Origin of the sequence: Microbacterium sp. M3 (genome assembly GCF_033548675.1) — a bacterium.
In the GTDB taxonomy this organism is placed as follows: domain Bacteria; phylum Actinomycetota; class Actinomycetes; order Actinomycetales; family Microbacteriaceae; genus Microbacterium; species Microbacterium arthrosphaerae.
On the sequence record NZ_JAWTZT010000003.1, the window covers coordinates 546197 to 564912 of the forward strand.

General features: G+C 73.5%; 1 protein-coding gene (cut by a window edge). It reads right to left on the reverse strand.

What is annotated here, in order from left to right:
- Nucleotides 1-127: 127 nt before the first annotated feature.
- Nucleotides 128-18716, reverse strand: the 3' portion of a protein-coding gene (locus R8Z57_RS12215) for a hypothetical protein (RefSeq protein ID WP_318354038.1). It continues 11795 nt past the right edge of the window; only the last 18589 of its 30384 coding nucleotides appear in the window; its start codon lies off the right edge, out of view; it ends in the stop codon at nucleotides 128-130.

Consider the following 18716-nt stretch of genomic DNA (forward strand, 5'->3'; position numbering starts at 1 on the left):
CAGCGTACGGTCGTCTCGACCGCCTGCGGGCCGCGGCGCTCGCCCTCACCCCGTCGAGCGGCGGACGGATGCCGCAGCCCGGGCCGCGGCATCCGTCCCCTCCTCGCGCCCGTGCCGGGTGCGCGACTCAGGCGCGGCGGCGTCGCGCCAGAAGGAGGCCGAGGCCGAGGAGGAGTGCGGCGAGGCCCAGGCCGAGGGCCGGGAGGACCGACTCGCCACCGGTCGTCGCGAGGCCGTCGCGCGAGCCGTCGGCGCTGCCGCCGGCGGGCGCCCCGGAGCCTCCGGGTGTGCCCGTGCCGCCGTCGCCGCCGGGGCCAGGACCAGGACCAGGACCAGGACCCGGATCGGGGTCGGGGTCGGGGTCGGGAGCCAGGGGCGGCGGGAGGTTGATGTAGACGTTCGCGGCGATCGTCGCGTCGAAGCGCGGGTCGGCGCTCGTCACGACGTGGCTCATGGTCTGGACGATCATGCCGGGGCCGGGCTCGGCCGTGGGCACGAAGGCGAAGAGGCCGATGCCGTGCGGCGCCGTCGTCGCCACCAGGCGCACGACGATCTCGAAGGGTCCGACGTCGCCCGCCTCGATGACGAGCACGGCGCCGTTCGAGAAGGTCACGCCGCCGTCGAGCGACACCTCGCCGAAGAGCCGGCCGCCGGCGTACGCGCCGGAGATGGCGATGTAGACCCGTTCGGTGGCGGGGACGGCGAGGCGGATCGTGTAGCTGTCGATCAGCTGCGTGCCGGTGATCAGGCGCGTGCTGCCGCCCGACTCGGTGATGAGCACCAGGTCGGACAGCGCGGTGGTGGGCGCCGCGAGCGGCACGGTGAGCAGATCCCACGGCGACGGGTCCGCGTCGGTGGGCAGAACGATGGGCGCGGACGCGGTGAACGGCTGCGCCAGCACCGTGGCGCCGTCCATGAGACGCGTCAGGATGTGCAGGCCCGCCCCGCGGACGAGCACCTCCTGCGCGAGGTAGCGGATGTCGATGTCGCCGGCGAGGCCCGCGGTGCGGACGATCAGCTTCTCGATCCCGGGGGCGCCGGGGGTGTTCGCGGTGCCCTCGAGCCACAGCATGCCGTTGCGCAGGTACTCGCCGGCGGTGGTGCGCACCGCGCGGACGTCGTAGAGGTCGTTCCCGATCGTGCCCTCGAGCCGCAGCTCCGCCCGGTGCCGGTTGACCTCGAACACGTCGGCGCCGGCGTGACCGTAGAGGACGAGCGCGAACGATGCGCCGGGACTGAGCCAGCCGAACTCGGTCTCGACGGTCGCGAACGCGTCGCCCGGCTGCACCACGGGCTCGACGGGGCGGGCCGGGTGGAACTGCCCGACGATGAAGGTGTCGGCGCCCGCTCCGCCGTGCACGGTGGTGGCGGTGCTGGTGTCGTCGAACGCGAACGTGTCGTCGCCGTCGGCGCCGATCACGGTGAGGCGCGCGATGCCGCGGTCGTAGACGATGCGCTCGGCCGTGCCGGCCGTCTCGTTCACCGCGGCGACGAACGCCGGGCGCGAGGCATCCGGGTGTCCGGGCACGCCGGCGAGCGCGCGGAAGAGGAACGTGTCGGCCTCGTCGGTGCCCTCGACGGTGAGCGTGTCGAACCCGGGCACTCCCCCGCCGCGCACGATGATCTGGTAGTCGTGGCCGAGCGGGTCGGTGTCGGCGCCGCCCCACGTCTGCACGGTGACGTCGTCGTCGCCGTCGAAGCCGTAGAGCACGAGCGAGTGGCGCACCGCGCGGCCCGAGAACCACTCGACCGGCTCGGGTGCGATGACCGGGGGCATCGGCAGGACCGGGGGCTCATCGCCGGCCTCCGGCTCCTCCCCTGCCGGGGTGGCGGGGATGAGCGGAATGAGCGGGATGACCGGGGTTCCGGGCATGAGGTGCGTGCCCGTCATCGTCTGGAGTCGGATGACCTCGAACGTGTCGTCGCCCGTGGGCAGCTCACCGGTCTCTTCGACGCCGCCGTAGACCAGCGTGTGGCCGACCAGGAGGGTGCCGTCGAAGACGAACCGGTCGTCGGCGAGGCCGCCGTAGATGCCGATCGGCAGGGCGGCGACCGTTCCGCCGAAGTACAGCATCGACCCGCCGTCCGCCGCCGTCTGCTTGCCGAACGAGGCGCGGATGGTCACGGTGTCGCCCTGGATGAGCGTGCCGGCGGGGGCCCAGACGTCCTGGCCCACGAGCAGAGTGATGTCGCCCGTGGCCACGATCCGGCCCTCGGTGACCTCCTCCGACCCATCGATCGTCTCGCCCGACGTGATCACGAAGAGGCTCGCGGGCTCCTGGCTCGCGACGAAGGGCGCGGTGAGGCGGATGTCGCCGTCGTCGGCCTCGGCGCGCAGCACGACCAGCGTGCCCGTCGCCTCGGTGAGGAAGATGCCGCCGAGTCCGGGCAGCGGGGGCTCCGGCTCCGGCGCCGGGGGGTCCTCTCCCGGCTCGGGCTCCGGCTCCGGCGCCGGGTCGGGCACGGTGTCGCTCACCGCGTAGAGGCGCCCGAAGAGCCCGGTGTCGCTGATGAGGTCGCCGGACCGATCGGGGCTGTCGGTGCCGATGCGGCCGCCGATCGCGATGAGGTCGATGGAGCCGTCGCCGATGCCGCCGTCCGCGATGACGCGCCCGTCGGCGGGTGCGGCGAGGATCGAGCCGCTGCGCGTGCGGATCGCGACGTCGCCGGCGGTGGACTGCACGTAGTCGACGACGAGCGTGCCCGCCACCTGGTCGAGCAGCGTGTCGCCGCCCGCGAACGACGTGACGAGGGTGCGCGCGTCGATCTCGAGGTGGTCGCGCACCAGCGGATCGATCACCTCGGGGCCGCCGACGCGGCCGGTCGCTGCGCCGGCGACCAGCTGCACGACGCCGCCGGCGACGCGCGCCGTGCCGTCGTCGATCTGGCCGTCGTCGAGGATCGACGCCCACGGGTCGAGCGCCCACAGGTTCACATCGTCCTCGGTGGACGTGATCGTGCCCACCCGCAGGTCGCCCACCGTCTCGACGATCCGCAGCAGGCCGTTGGTGAGCATCGTGATCTCGCCGTCGCCGTCGGTCGTCGAGTACGGCACCGTCCAGTCGCGCATCGCGACGAGCGTCGCATCGACGTCGGTGAAGGCGAGGATCGGGATGGTCGTGGCGGTCTCGGTGTGCAGCACCCGGATGTCGTCACCGGCCGCCAGGCTGAAGAGGTAGGCCGAGTCGGCGAACTCGTTAGCCGTGCCCCACGCGATGAGCACCGGGTCGGAGAAGCCGGGCCACGCCTGATCCGGGTAGTAGTAGACCTCGAAATCGCCGTCGGCCGCGCCGGGGTCCTGCGCCTCGACGTGAATGCTGAACGCCGTGAAGGGTGCCGGGTCGGCGCCCGTGAGCGAGTCGTGCACCACGATGTCGATGTCGCGCCCGGCGTGGATCGGTCCGAGCTGCGGTGCGAACGCGGTGGCGATGTACGGCGAGTCGGGCGCCATGCGCGCGACGTAGGTGATGTCGAGGACGACGTCCTCGGCCGCGTCGGCGATGAGCGAGACGGGGCGCGTCGGGTCGACCTCGTCGATGAGGTAGTCCGACTGGATCAGCGTGATGTCGATCTGCTCACGCGCGACGAACTCGCCGCTGCCGGTGAAGCGGCCGATCGTGCCGCGCGGCGCGTCGAGGCGCGCGATGTTCGTGCGGATCGCGCCGGTGTCGGCCGCGAGGATGTCGCCCTCGTCGTTCACGACGATCGTCGTGCCGATCGGGTTGTCGATGAGGCCTTCGAGGACGAGGTCGCGATCGCCCGGTGTGCCGAGGTTCGCGATGTCGACGAGCGTCGGCAGGAAGATCGGCTTGGCGATCCGGAACCGGAAGCCCTCGCTGTCGGGCGAGACGATGTCGACGTCCGCCGCCGGGTTCGCATCGAGGTTCACGACCGAGATCCGGTCGATGCGGAGTTCGCGGTCCGAGAAGTTGCGGATCGTGACCGAGTCGAACGTGCTCTGGATGCGCCAGGTGCCGTCGTGTGCGACGCCGTCGTAGCTCACCCGCTGCACGACCGCCGGGTGCGAGCCGTGGTTGGCGATGAAGCGCGCTTCGCCGCCCCCGTTGTTCTCGATCGGCGCGACCTCGATGACCGCGCCCGACGCGACGAGCGAGCCCACCGTGAGCGCCGCGCCGTTCGCCGATGCCGTGAGTCCGTGCAGTTCGACGACGCGACCGTCCTCGTCCACGACGAGGAGGGGCGTGGGCGCGTGGAGGATGACGTCGGCGCTCCACTGGATCGCCCTGGTCGTCGACGCGCTCTCGGGCGAGCTCTGGCTGCCGCCGTCGAACGCCGCGCCGGAGCGGGACGATGTCGCGTTGACGCTCACGGCGCTCTGCAGCGCCCGCACGAGGAGGGACGCCGTCTTCACCATGGCGAAGCGGTGCGCCGTGATGCGGGAATCGCCGTTGAACGTCACGCGGGAGTCGGCGTCGGTGTCGCCGCCGAGGCAGCCGCAGCTCGCCCGCGCGTGGGCCCGCAGGTCGACGGTTCCTTCCCCGCCCTGGTCGGCGGTGAGGGTGACGCTCTGACGGCCGATGATCTTGGCGCCGCTGAAGATCTCGATCACGCTCGCCGAGTCGACCCGCACCTGGGCCCGTGCGTCGGCGTCCTGGCCGACGCCCTCGCCGCGCGAGTAGCCCTCGTCGCGCATGCTCCCGCCGGCCAGCGCCGCGCGCAGCGAGACGTCGTCGCCCTCGAGCCAGGCGCTCCCGCCGACGTTCACCACGTTCGCCGCGCGGCCGTAGGTGTGGCATCCGGTGTTGCGGCCGCCGTTGACCTGGATGTCGCACTCGCCGCCCGAGGCCGCACCGCCGACGGACGCGCTGTTGGCGTTCATCCAGGCGTCGGCGAAGAAGGCCGACTGGTTGTTGACGCGGATGTCGTCGCCCGTGGTGATGCGGCCGTTCAGGTTGACCGTGGACAGGGCGATGAGCGAGAGCCGCGCCCAGGCGCTCACGCCGGTGCCGAAGCCGCCGGCCTTCGTGTCGGACCTGCCCTTGCCGCTCGCGCGGGTGAGCGAGAGGACGTTCACCGAGCCGCCGGCATCCACCACACTGCCGCCCCCGAAGACGATGTCGGTCGTCGCCTCGGCGTCGACGCGGGCCCGCGACGAGCTGATGTCGATGGCACCGCCCGAGCGCGACCGGGCCTCGGCGTTGCCGGCCACGTGCGACGAGACGAGGACGTCGACGTTGCCACCCGCGGTGAGCTTCGCACCGTCGCCGACGATGACGTCCACGTCGGCCGAGACGGTGGTGCTGGGCTCGGTCTCACCGGTCGAGATGAAGCCGCCGCCGCCGCCGTCGACGAAGGACTCGGTGTACTCGCCGCCACCGGCGAGCGCGAGCTCGACGGTGCCGGGCAGGAACTGCTGCGTGCCGGTGCCGTCGGTCGTGAGGTCGATGGTGAGGCGCTGGCGGTCGGTCAGGCCGATCGAGGCGTCGCCGAGGTCGACCACCGCCGGACGGAACGAGCTCGTTCCGCTGCCGGGGCCGAGCACGATCGCGGCGCCGCCCGCCGTCGCGGAGACGCTGAACCCGGCGTCGTCGCGGGCGACCACGTAGTAGCGCTGGCCGTCGCGGAGTCCGAGGACGGGCTTGGCGGTCGGGTTATAGAGCGAGTGGACGCTGTCGGAGCCGTACTGCGCAGCGAGCACCAGCGCCTTGACGTCAATCGGGACGTCCTCGAAGACCGGGTCGCCCTCTTCGTCGACACCCGTCTGCACCGTCGTGAAGCAGGTGTTGTCGCCGGCGAAGCCCACGGCCTCGCAGTACGTGTCGGCGAGCCGGATCCGGTTGCCGTCGACCGCGATGACCCAGTACGAGCGCTCGTTGCTGAGTCCGCCGATGACCGACGACGTGGCCTGGTACCAGACCTCCCGGCCCGTGGTGAGACCGTGGTCGCGGATCGCGATCGAGTCGTCGCCGGTGCCGAAGTACTGGATGTTGCCGTCGATGACCATGAGCTGACCGGCCTCGCGGTCGTTCGCGGGGTCGTTCGCGGTCCACTGCCGCGCCTCGACGAACGCGCCGGCGAAGCGCGCGGCGGGCGTCGGCGCGACGTACTCGAGCGCGGCCCCGATCGCATAGCCGTTCGCCGCCAGGATGCGCAGGCCGTCTCCGCTGACCGACGAGCTCGGGAAGGTCACCGGCGTGACCGGTGTGTCGGCGTCGATGAGCTGGACGCGGAACTCGTCGACGATCCGCACCGTGTAGGCCTTGCCCGCGACGAGGCCCGGGACGGTGCCGGCCGGTGCGTTGTAGATGACGCGCTGGCCGTCGCGCAGTCCGTGCTCGCGCGGCTGCGACAGCTCGAAGAACCCGCCGATGTTGAGGTACCAGCCGAACCAGAGCGTGTCGTCCGATCCGGTCGCGCGGCCCCCCGAGAGAAGCGCACCGAGCTCGATGCGGTTCGGGTCGATGACGATCACGCGGTAGGAGTCGCCCGGGTTCAGCCCGCCGACCGGCGTCTGCCCCTGGGCGTCGTAGGTGACGAGCGCGAGGTCGGAGAGACCGTGCCCGGAGAGGACGATCTGCTCCGTGGCGGTGTCGACGCCTTCGACCGCGTCGAACGACATGCCGGCAGGCCCGGGCTGCTCGACGGTGTTCTGCCGCGCCGTGAGGGTGATGGTGCCGCCCGCGGCCAGCGGCGTGCCGTCGGCGATGTCGAGGACGACGGTGGTGCGGTTCGTCGCCGTCGCAGCGTTGTGCGCCACCCGCACACCACCGCCCGAGCTCGACTGCGTGTCGCTGACCGCGCGCGGCTGCGAGTCGACGACGAGGTGGGCGTCGCCGCGCACGATGATCGGCGCGTCCGCTCCCCCGCCGACATCCGTCGTCACATCGGTGTCGACGTTCGCGACCGCCACGCCGTCCCCGACCTCGATGAGGCCGCCGCTGCGACTCTCGAGCGAGGCGCGCGCGACATCCGCGGTGCGCGCCTCCACCCGCAGGCTCGCCGCGAGCGGGATGGCGGCGGCCATCCGCGCGCGGGTGGCGCCGAGGATCTCGGCGCGCGGGTCGGAGTTGCCCACGTTCACGATGATGCCGACGCCCACCGCTCCGGCTCCGGAGTCGGCGCTGTTGGTCGCGACCGCCTCGACGAGCACGGCGGCGTCAGGGGCGTGGATCACCGCGCCCGGAAGGACGAGCGCCTCGGTGCGGGCGGCGGTGCCGATCCGCGCGGTCGAGACGAGCGACGAACCGCCGCCCAGCGAAATGCCGACCTGGCCGCCGAAAGCCTCCACGGAGCGGTTCGCCGTCGCCCGCACCGACGTGCCGGTGCCGAAGGTCTGGCGGGCGGCCGTCGACGCCTGCGACGCCGCGTCGATCGTGGCGGTCGCAGTGCTGTCGCGGAAGGCCACGGCGCCGCCGCCGTTGCTGTCGGTGGTGGCGTTCGCGGTGGTGGTCTGCTCAGCGCCCACGCTCACGGCGCCGCTCACGACGAGCACGCCCGAACCGTACCGCGCGACCGTCGAAGCCGTCGACGCGATGGCGGCCGAGGCGGAGGCGGTGGTGACGTCGATCGCGCCACCCGACGCGGCGCGCATGGTGGCCGTCGCCGCGCCCGACGCAGTGGCCTGCACGCGCAGGCTCGCCGATCCGTAGATCGAGCCGTCGAACGCCGCGAGCGCGCCGGCGGACTGGGTGGCCTCGACGCCGAAGAACGAGATGCTCGCCACCAGGCCGACGGCCGTGCCGTTCATCGCGGCCGAGACGGCCGTGCCAGCTCGCTGCGTCGCCTCGACCGACACCGCGCCGGTTGCGAGCAGACGTGCCCCCGCGGCGACGGTCGCGGTGGTGAGGGCGCTCTCGAGGATGCGGGCGGTCGACGAGACGCCGTTGCCGCCGATCGCCGAGATGGAGGTGAGCGAGAGCGTGGTCGCCGTCGAGTTCTGCGACGAGGCCGAGACGGCGAACGACGACGACGTGTAGTCGGCCGCTCCGAGCCGCGCGATCGTGGCCGCGCCGACCGTGCTGCGCGGCGCGACGATCGAGAGGTCGAGGCCGCCGCCGCCGCCGCGCGAGACGTCGAGCTTCGCCGCGTTGAGCGACCACGCCGTCACCGTGATCGCACCGCCGCGCGCGTGCACCGGGCGTCCGCCCGAGGCGATCTCGGCGCGCGTCTCGGCCGAGGAGGCCACGTCGGCGTACGACTCGCCCGACAGGCTGACGCTGCCGATGATGCCGACCATGAGCATGTTCAGCAGAACGGTCGCGCGGTTGGTGGCGGATGCGTCGACGGTGAGCCCGCGTCCCTCCAGGCCCGCGGCGTAGAGCGCCTCCGTCGCCGCGGCGATGCGCGCACCGGGCAGCGTCGCCGCCCCGCCCGCCAGCGAGATCGCCGCGGTGTCGGTGTCGACGGTCGCCGTGTTCGTCGCGGTCGCGCGCACCGTGCTCATGCCGCTCGCGTAGACGTTCTGCAGCACGCGGGCGCGCGTCGCCGCGCTCGCGAACACCGTCGCGTCGGCGACGAGCAGCTCGACGGTGAAGAGGCCGAGCGCCGCGGAGAAGGTATCGGCGTCGGCGGTGTTCGTCGCGGTGGCGACGACCTGGACGCCGTTCGAGGAGTAGACGGTGCTGTCCAGGGTGGCCGAGGTCGCACCGCGCAGCTCGGCGCGCGCGCCGTACGCCGATCCGCTGAAGAGGGCGCCGCTCAGGGCTCGCAGATACGCCTTCGCCAGGTTGCCGCCCGCAAGGTCGCCGCTTCCGCCGTCGGTCGCGACCGTCGCCGTCACGGCGACCACGCCCAGGCTGTGGATGAACGGACCGGATGCGGTGGCGCGGATGGCGGCTTCTTCGCTGACGACCGCGGTGATGAGTGCGCCCGAGATGGTCGCCGCGCCGAGGGCGAGGAGCACACCGTTGGCGATCGCGCGGTTCTCCCCCACCGCGGTCACGGCGACGGAGCCGGACTGCTCGACGGTCGAGCGCAGCAGTGCCTCGGTCAGCCCCGAGACGGTGGCGCTCTGCACCTGGACGGCGGCGCCGAGGAAGCCCGCGAAGGACCCGGACGCGATCGAGGCGTCGGCGTGGTTGCGCGAGTCCGCACTCACCGCCACGGCGCCGGCCGCGCGGACGACGGTGCCGACGGCGGTCGACGCGAGCGTGTCGCGGCTGATCACGGCCTCGGTGATGAAGGCGCCGATCGTGGCCCCGCCGCTGCCCTGCACGGCGGCGATGAGCGTGCTGACGGTGTTCCGTCCGACGGCGCGCACGGTGAAGGCGCCGAACGTGACGGCGGATCCGGCGAACGTGGCCTCGGTGCGGCCCGGGATCTCGATGTCAGCGCCGGCTCCGGTCGCCGAGAAGGCGACACCGACCGAGAGCGCGAGCGCCGAGGCGTCGATCCGGATGTCGGAGTCGGCGAGCACCCGCACGCCGCCGACGGGGCTCTCGGTCCCGATGGCGACGGCGCCGATCCGCGCGATCGTGTCGCTCGTCTCGCCGTCCCCCGACAGGTCGACGATCGCGACCGAGCCGCCGACCGCGACGCCGGCGATCTGCAGGCCGATGGTGTGGGCGTCGAGCGTCCGATCGGCGATCGCCTCGACGGCGACCGTGCCGTAGGCGGCGGGGATGGAGGCCCCGTCGTCGATGTGGGCCTCCTGGTCGACGACGCTCGAGATGACGACGATCTGGCCGCCGAGCCCGACCGCACCGACCTGGCCGGCGAAGGCGAGTCCGTAGGTGTCTTCCGCATAGCGCGAGCGGACCGTGATGTCGCCGCCCGAGCGGAGCACCGTGCCGCTCGACACGCCCGCCTCGATCGTCGGGCGCAGCGTCGCGACGAGCACCGCGACCCCGACGCCCGCGATGCCGGCGGACGCGGATCCGGCGAGACCGAAGTAGGTGTCGTCCGCGTCGGCGAGCACCGCGATGCCGCGACCCGTCTGCACGAACGCGTTGGCTCCGATGCGGCTCGACGTGCCGCGCATCGGCGCCGAGGCGAACGAGTCGGCGACGAGGGAGTCGCCGGTCTCGGCCGACTGCACCGCGCCGTTGGCGGCGGCGACGCCGTTCTGGCGGTGCCACGCCGCGACGTTCTGCGAGGCGCCCTCTTCGTCCTCTGCGCCGCTCAGGATGTCGCGGAAGCCGCCGAGTCCGTTGCCCGCGTCGCCGTCGCCCGCGACGACGGTGTCCGCCTGCTGCTGGGGGCTGCCGCCCGCCGAGCTGAGCGCGTCGCGCGGGCCGTTGTCGCCACCGTCGTCGTACGAGCCGCTGGGCGTGCCGCCCACTGTCCACACCGAGACCGACGCCCCGACGCCGACGGCACCGCCGGCCAGGTTCGCGACGAACGTCTGGATCTCGCGCACGGACGTCGCCTTCATCGTCAGCGAGTGCGCCGCCCGCACCTGGGCGTAGTCTCCCAGCGACGTCGTGACCGAGATGTCGGCGACGCCGACGTCGACCGCACCCGAGACCGCGACGGCGCCGACCGCGAGCGCCGCGCCGATGGTGAGCGTGTCGGTGGTGTCGTGCGCGGCGACGAGCACGCTCTGCCAGGCGCCGGCTCCGGCCTGGTCGGGATTGATCCGCGTGCGGGCCGCCGACGAGCTGTCGATCGAGGCGTTCGTGGTGACGTCGAGCAGCGTGACACCCACACCGCCGGCCGCCCCGACGAATCCGCCGCCCGCGCCGATGACCAGACCGAAGAGTCGCTGCGACGACTGCGCCGTGACGGCGAGGCCGAGCACGCCCTTCCCGAGGAACGCGTCGTCGGAGATCGACCCGAAGGCTCCGCGCAGCGCGCGGGCGTCGACGGTCGCACCGGCGCCGATGCGGGCATCCGTGCTCTTGGTGGTCTTGACCACGGCGACGCCGACGCCGACGCCGACGAATCCGACGCCGATGCCGCCGGTGACGGTGGTGTAGCTGCTGTCGTCGATCGCCGCGACGATGACGTTGTTGCCGGCGTCGATCGTGGCGCCGCCCGCGACAAGGGCGTGCGTGTGCGCCTTCACGATCGCGACGGTGACCGCGGCGGCGACGCCGACGAACCCGCCGCCGAGGGCTGCGGACGCCGCCGTGACGTCCTCGTTCCCGGTCGCCGCGACGACCACGTCGTTCTGCGCGCGCACCACGGCGCCCGCCCGGATCTCGGCATCCTGCGCCAGGTCGACCACGTCGACGGCGGCGCTCACGCCGACGCCGACGGTGCCGGCGCCGAGGGCGGCGGAGACCATGAGCTGACGGAACGAGCCGCCCGCCTGCACCGCGACGGACTGGAAGGGCGAGGCCTCGTCGTTGGCGATGTCGTTGACCCGGGCGAGACGCCCGATGAAGGCATCCGTGTCGACCGTGACGATGTTGACGTTGCCCGCGACGCCGACGCCCGCGGTGCCGCCGACGGCACCGGCGCCGCCGACCGCCAGGATCTCGTCGCTGTTGTTGGCGATGACGGCCACACCGCGGATCGCGCCGAGGCGCGGCGACAGCACGCGGATGCCCGTCGCCAGGGCGGGGTCGCCCGGGGGCTGCGTGTCCTGGCGCACGAGACTGTGCGCACGGCCGGTCGCCTGGCTCGCGTCGAGCGCGATGGCGGGGCCGCCCTGGGTGCGGGCCAGCTGCAGGCTGTTGCCGGACCGGCCGACGACGTAGTACGACTCGCCGTCGACGAGGCCGCCGATCGCCTGGCCGCCGTTGGAGGTGTAGATGAGGACCTCGCCGTCGGCGGCCGTCAGGTCGTACGGGAGGGTGATGGTGCTGCCGCTGACGTCCCCGGGGATGAAGTAGGGCTGCAGCGCGGCCGGCACGCTCGCCTCGTCGACCGGGACGATGCGGTGGGAGCGCCCCGGGCGCGCCGGGAGGGAGATCGCGATGGGCGCGCCGCCCGGGGTGAGCGAGAGCCGGATCCTGGTCGGGGCGCTCGGATCGACCAGCGCGTAGAACTCCAGGCCGTTCCCGTCGTAGGCGTTGCCGTCGATCATGCGGCCGAGGCCCACGAGAGCCTGCCCGCCGCCCGAGAAGTAGGTGACGACCTCGCCGTCCTCGATGCCGTGCGCGTAGCCGAGGTCGATCGTGTAGCCGTCGGGGTCGAGCGCGAACTGCGGGTCGAATCGCGTGTCGATGTACGAGATGTCGAAGCCGCCGAGCGTGCCGAGCACGCCGTCGGTGAGCGCGAGCGCGGTGACCACCGAGAGGTCGCCGATGAAGGCCCGGGTGGTCTTCTTCAGCACCGGCACGGCCGCGCCGACCCCGACCCCCGCCGTGCCGCCGATCGCGATCGTGCCGGCGATGAGATCCATCGTCAGCACCTCGTTGGCGGTGATGCGCACGCTGCCGCCCGCGAGGACGATGCTCCGCGACGGCGCGCAGTTCGCCTCGCTCGCGACGGATGCCGCGCACTCCTCGCCGACGAACGCCAGCGTCGTGACGTCGTAGACGGGCACCGCCGCGTTGACCGAGACGCCCGCCGTGCCGCCGACCGCGCCGCCCGCCGAGATGCTCGTGACATCCTCGCTGGAGGCGGCGTCGATCGTCACGTCGCCCGGAACCGTGACCAGCACCTGGGGCGCCATCGACGCCTCGGTGTGCTTGTTCATCACCTGCACGTCCGAGCCGATGCCGACGCCCGCGGTGCCGCCGGCGGCCGCCTGCCCGGCGATGCCGCGCAGCACGGTGTGGTCGGTCGCCCGCAGGCGGGCGCCCGCCTCGCCGTCGGGCGAGGTGCCGTCGAGAGTCACGCCGCGGCCCAGGGTCGCGCGTGTCTCGTGGTCGTAGACCCCGGTCGTGATGGCACCCGCGACGCCCGCGGTGCCGGCGCCGCCGCCCGCCACGGCGACCATCCAGAGGTCCTGGCTCTGATCGGCCGTGAGGACGAGGCCGAGCCCGCCCGCCGCGCGCAGCCATGCGGCCTCGCCGACGGTCGCCTCGACGATGGCGTCGCGCACGAACACGACCGTGGCGACGCCGATCCCGGCGGTTCCGGTCGAGACGCCCACGGCACCCGCGAAAAGGGTCGACGAGCCGATCGGGTCTGCCGCCGTGACCGTGATGCCGCCCTCGGCGAGCACCTCGGTCGCGTGCTGCGCCGAGCTCTCGATGCGCGCCCGCGTGCCGGGGTCGCCCTCGCCCTTGTTCACGACGAGCACGAGGAAGGATCCGGCGATCCCGGCGCTGCTCGCGGCCGCGCCGCCGGCGACGACCTCGGTCCAGCTCCCGCCGGCCTGCGCATCGAGCCAGACCGAGCCGCCGAGCCGCGCCGCGACCCCCTCGCCGATGGTCGCGTGCACGTCCTTGTTGTGGACGCCGACGATGAGCGCGAACCCGACGCCCGCGCTGCCGGTGGTGAGGCCGAGCGCACCGGCGAGGTCGACGTACTCGGTCTGATCGCTCGCCGTGAACGCGAGGTGCTGGTTCGCGTCGGTCGCGCCGATCGTCTGGTTGACCTGCGCGCCGTCGCCGATCCACGAGCCCGTGTTCCGCTCGGTGACGGTGACGATCACCGAGCCGCCGACCCCGGCATCGCCGCCGCCGAGCGCCGCGCCCAGGGCGACGCCGGTGAAGTCGGGGATGTCGACGAAGTCGATGCCGACGTCGGGGGCCGCGAGCGGCGTCAGGTGGGCGGCCGCGCGGCCGATGATCGCGCCGCCCGCGTCGACGACGGTCGGGCGCGCGAACGACGAGGCGATGTACGCGAGGGTGTCGGCGTCGACGAACTGCACGACGATGCCGGCGCCCACGCCGCTCCCCGACAGCGAGGCGGCCGCCGACACGGCCATCGCCTGCATGCCCATCGGGTTCGTCGCGTGGAGGGTGAGGTCGCCGGCGACCCGGAGCGTCGATCCTTCGCCGATCACCGCTTCGTGGTGCAGCTGCAGCACCTGCACGGCGACCGACCCCGCGACGGCGGCGCCGCCCGATCCGCCGCCGGACCCGCTCGTCGGATCGGGTGCCGCCACGGCGACGGAGCGCGCCTCGAAGTCGTTCTGCGCGCCCTCGGGCGTCCGCGCGGTGAGCGCCATCTCGCCCGCCACCACGTCGGCCCCGGCGCCGAGCGAGCCGAGATCGTCGACCGTCGCGACGTTGAGCGAGATGCCGGCGCCGACGGCGGTGGTGCCGCTGGGGAACGCCTTGCCGGTCGCGTGCGCCTTCGCGTCCACGTGCGCCGACGACAGCAGCGCGAACATGCCGTCGACCCGGATCGTGCGATCCTCGGGCACGATCGAGCGGCTCTGCACCGTGACCCAGTTGACCGAGACCGCGGCGCCCACCCCCACGCCGTCGCTCGACTGGCCCGACTGGCTGTTCGCCGTGCCGTTGCCCTGCGAGACCGCGCTCTGCGAGCTCGGCAGACCCAGTCCGAGGCCCGACGTGGCCTGGTTGCCGTCGAGTTCCTGCTGCGCCTGCTGGTCGGCGTCCTGCGCCTCGCCGGACGCGGGCTTCTTCGCGCCGGATGCGCTGGCGGCGCTGACGGCCGACGAGCTCACGGTCGCGCTGGACACGAGCCACAGCGAGCCCGCCGTGACGTCCTGGAACACCTGCGCGTTCACGGCGACGTCCACGACGTTGATGACGATGATGGCGCCGACCGCCGTGCCGCTGCCGGCGGCCTCCGCGTCGCCGTTCGCCTGCACGGTCGTGGTGGAGGTCGCCCGCACCAGCACCTGACCCGTCGCGGTGAATGCGCGCGGCCCCGCCGTGCCGATGCGCGCCAGCACATCCGGGAGGACCACGTCGATCCCCACCGCCGGCGCGACCGCGGCGCCGCCGCCCGTCGTCGCCGATCCCGCCTTGACCTCGTTCACCACGGCGTCGGAGTGGTCGGCGCGCACCGTGACGTTCGCGCCCCCGGTGATGTCGGCGCCGTCGTGGATCTCGGCGCGCGTGATGTCGGTGGCGAGCACGTTGAGCGCGACCGACGCGCCGACGCCCACGCTGCCGCCGCCGGCCTTCGCATCGCTCACCGCGCGGGCGGTGTCGGTGCGGAGGTTCTCGGCTGCCACGGTGACGTCGCCGGTGCCGAAGGTCACGGTCGCGCTGGACGGGATCCACGCCTCGGTGCGGTCGGTCACGATGTTGAGCCCCAGCGCACCGGCCACCCCGGTGCCCGAGGGCGAGCCCGCGCCCGACTTCGCGACGGCGGCGAAGTCGTGCGAGCTGTCGTCCGCGAGCGGGGTCATGGTCGCCGAGACCGCGAACCCGTCGGCGTCGACCGTCGTGTCCTCGCCGAGCCAGGCGCGGTTCTCCACCCACGCGAGGTTGAGGGCCACCGCGGCCCCGACGGCCGTGCTGGACGAGCCGCCGCCGCCACCGCCGCCGCCGCCGCCCGAGCTCACCACCGTGGCCGACGCGTCGGCCTCGACCTTGGAGTCCACCTGCGCGCGCGAGAGGAACCAGACGTGACCGCCCGCGGTGATCGACAGGCCGTCGGGGAGGTGCGAGGTGAAGCTCGCGTCGGCGATGGAGAGGGCGATCGCAGCCGCCACCGAGACGCTGCCCCCGCTCGTGGACGCCGAGGGCGAGCCGGTGGACTGCATGCCCGAGCCGCGGTTGGCAGTCGTCTGCTGGTCGGCGTACGAGCGCTGCTGCGCGATCTGCCCGTCCACGCCTCCGGCGCCCGAGCCGCCTTCGTCGTTCTGCGCCGGAGCGCCGCTCGACGAGGCCTTGGCCGTCGCACCCGCGAGGGCCGACCCCGTGACGGTGAAGACCGCCGAACCGCCGGCCACGACGTCCCGTCGCGTCTCGGCGAACGCGACGTCGAACGCGAAGTTCAGCGCGAGCGACACGCCCACCGCGGTGGCTGCCTCACCCGCTTCGGCATCGGTCGTCGTGCGCGCGGTCGTGGCGTGCTCGACGATCACGAACACGTCACCCGACGCCTCGAGGGCCTCCGGCAGGGTGCCGATGACGGCGGTCGTGGAGATCTCGGAGACGGTGATGCCGATCGCGGGCGTGACGGTGACCTTGCCGCCCTTGGCACCCATCTTCGCCTCGGTGACGGTGCGGCTCTCGGATGCCGCGGCCACGGTGAGATCGTCGGCTCCGGTCACCGCGACGCCGTCGGCGATGAGCGCATGCGTCTCGCTGAAGACGAGGGCGAGTGCGAACGAGGCACCGACGCCGACATTGCCCGTCGACGCGACGCCGTCTCCGGTCGGAAGCGCCTTGACCGACGTGCTCAGCGCGTCGGTCGCCATGACGATGACGTCCGCGTCGTCGCCGGTGAGGATGACATCCCCGTAGACGCCCGCGAGCGTGTCGGCATCGACCTGCGCGATCGCGACCGAGCCGGCGACCGAGATCTTCCCGCCGCCCGCGCCGGATGCGGCATCCGCTGAGATCGTCGACGCGCGGTCGCCGGTGTCATCGGCCGTCGTCGTCGCGCCGACCACCAGGCCGCCCGCCCTGATCGTGAGCCATTCCGGGACGATCGCGTGGTTCACGACGTCGACCCAGCTGATCGCGACGCCCGCGCCGATCGTCGCCGAGGCGCCGTCCGACACCGACGATCCGTCGCCGGCGGTGGCGACGTCGGTGTTGTGCGAGGAGAGGATGCGCACGGCGCCGGCCGCCGTCAGCTCCGTGACGTCCTCGGTGATGCGCGCGACGGGCTGGATCGTCGCGACGATGATGCCGACCGCCGCGGCCACCGCGACCGGCCCCGCGCTCGTCTCGGCGTTCGGCGTCTCGGCGTCGCCCGATCCCGCGCCACCCGAAGCCGTGGACCGCTGGTCGGCGTAGTCGCGCTGCTGTCCCGCGAACTGGTCGAGGCCGGTGCCGGCCGCGCCGCCCTGGTTGTCGGGGTCGGACGAGCCGCTGTCGGCCTCGTTCTCGGGTGCACCGGCCGCCGACGCGGTCGCCTTCGCGCTGGATGCCGAGCGGCTGTACGCCTGCAGGGTGAGGGAGCCGCCGGCGTCGACCGTGCGCGCGAGCTCCGCGAGGACCTCGTGGTTCGGGATCGTGAGGGCGAACGAGATGCCGACGGCAGCGTCGGTTCCCGCGATCGCGGCGGCCGTCGCCTGGTTGAGCGCGGATGCCGTCTGCGTGGCCCGCAGCCAGACGTCGCCGGTGGCCTCGAGCGATCCGGTGCCGATGCGCGCCGTCGTGGTCACGTTCGACAGCACGATCGAGACGGCGGGCGCGATGGCGACGCCGCCGCCCTTCGCGCCCATCTTCGCCTCGGCGGTGACGGCGTCGGTCGCCTCGGCCGAGACCACGACGTCCTCGGCATCGGAGATGACAACGCCGTCGCCGATCAGCGCGCTCGTCTCGTGCGTGTCGAGCACCAGGACGAACGACGCGCCGAGGCCGAAGTCGCCCTCGGTCGAGACGCCGCCGACGAAGTCCTCGTTGCCCGCGCCTTCCGCCTCGCCGTCGCCGTCCTCGTCGCCCTCCTTGTGGGGCAGGGCCGTCACCGTGCCCTCGACGGCGCTGCGGGCCACGACCGCGACATCGCTGGAGGTCAGCGCGAGCATGCCGTAGACGGCGGCGAGGGTCTCGGTGGTGATGATCGCGATGGCGACCGACCCGGCGACCGAGACGTTCCCGCCTCCTGCACCGGAGGCCGCCGCCGCCCCGTACGTGCCGGTGACGTCGTCGCCGTCCGCGGCGACCGTGGCCGAGACCACGACATCGCCCGCGGTGGCCGACAGCGTCGCGGGCACGACCGACCGGTTCACGGTCGTCGCGAGCGTGAGCGCGACGCCGGCGCCGACGTTCGCGTCGCCGCCCGACGACACCGACGAGCCGTCGCCGCCCGAGCGCGCGTCGGTGTTCGCCGCCGACTCGATGCGCAGCTGCCCGCCCGCGGTGATGGTCTCCACCTGGGGCAGCACGAGCGACTCGGCGTGCACCTCGGCGACGACGATGCCGACGGCCGCGGCCACCGCCACGCCGCCCTCACTCGTCTCGGCCTTCGGGTTGTCGGTGACGCCCGAGCCGCGTCCGCCGTTCTGCGCCGCCTGTCCGTCGGCGAAGGCGCGCTGCTCGTTCGCGATCTGATCCACACCGTCGCCGGACTGGCCGCCGGGGTTCTCCGGGTCGCCGGACGGCTCGTTCTCGGGCGCGCCGGCGGCCGAGGCCTCGGCGAGCGCGCTCGACTCCGAGATGTTCGACGCGCGCAGGAGCACGTGTCCGCCGGCGACGACCACGCGGCCGAGGACCGTCGTCGACTCGTGGTTCGCGTACGTGAGGGCCAGTCCGAATCCGACGGCGGCGTCGGCGGCGTCGAGCGCGGCGGCCGAGGCGACGGTGTCGGCGACGGCCTTCTGCGTCGCGGTGAGGGCGAGGGTGCCCGTGAGCTGCTGCGTCGCCCCGGCGCCGAGCCGCGCGAGCGTCGCGATGTTCGACAGCGCGATGGCGATCGACGGGGTGATCGCGACCTCGCCCTGGGCGCCCATCTTCGCCTCGACCGCGGTGGCGTCCTTCGCGTCGGCGGTGACCACAAGGTTGCGTGCGCCCGAGACGACGACGTCGTCGGCGACCTCGGCGACGGTGTCGTGCGTGACGATCGCGAGGCCCACGGCCACGCCGAGGCCGAGCGAGGAGGCCGGGTCCTGCTCCTCGCCGTGCGGCAGGGCCTTGGCCGTCGTCGCGACATCGCTCTTGGCGGTGACCGCCGCGTCGCCGCCGGTGAGCACGACGGTGCCGTCGATCGCCGCGCGTGTGAGGTGGTTGACGAGCGCGAGCCCCAGCGAGCCGGCCCCGGCGAAGTCGCCGCCGCCGGCACCCGACGAGCCGATCGCCTCGATCGTCGAGGTGGTGTCGTCG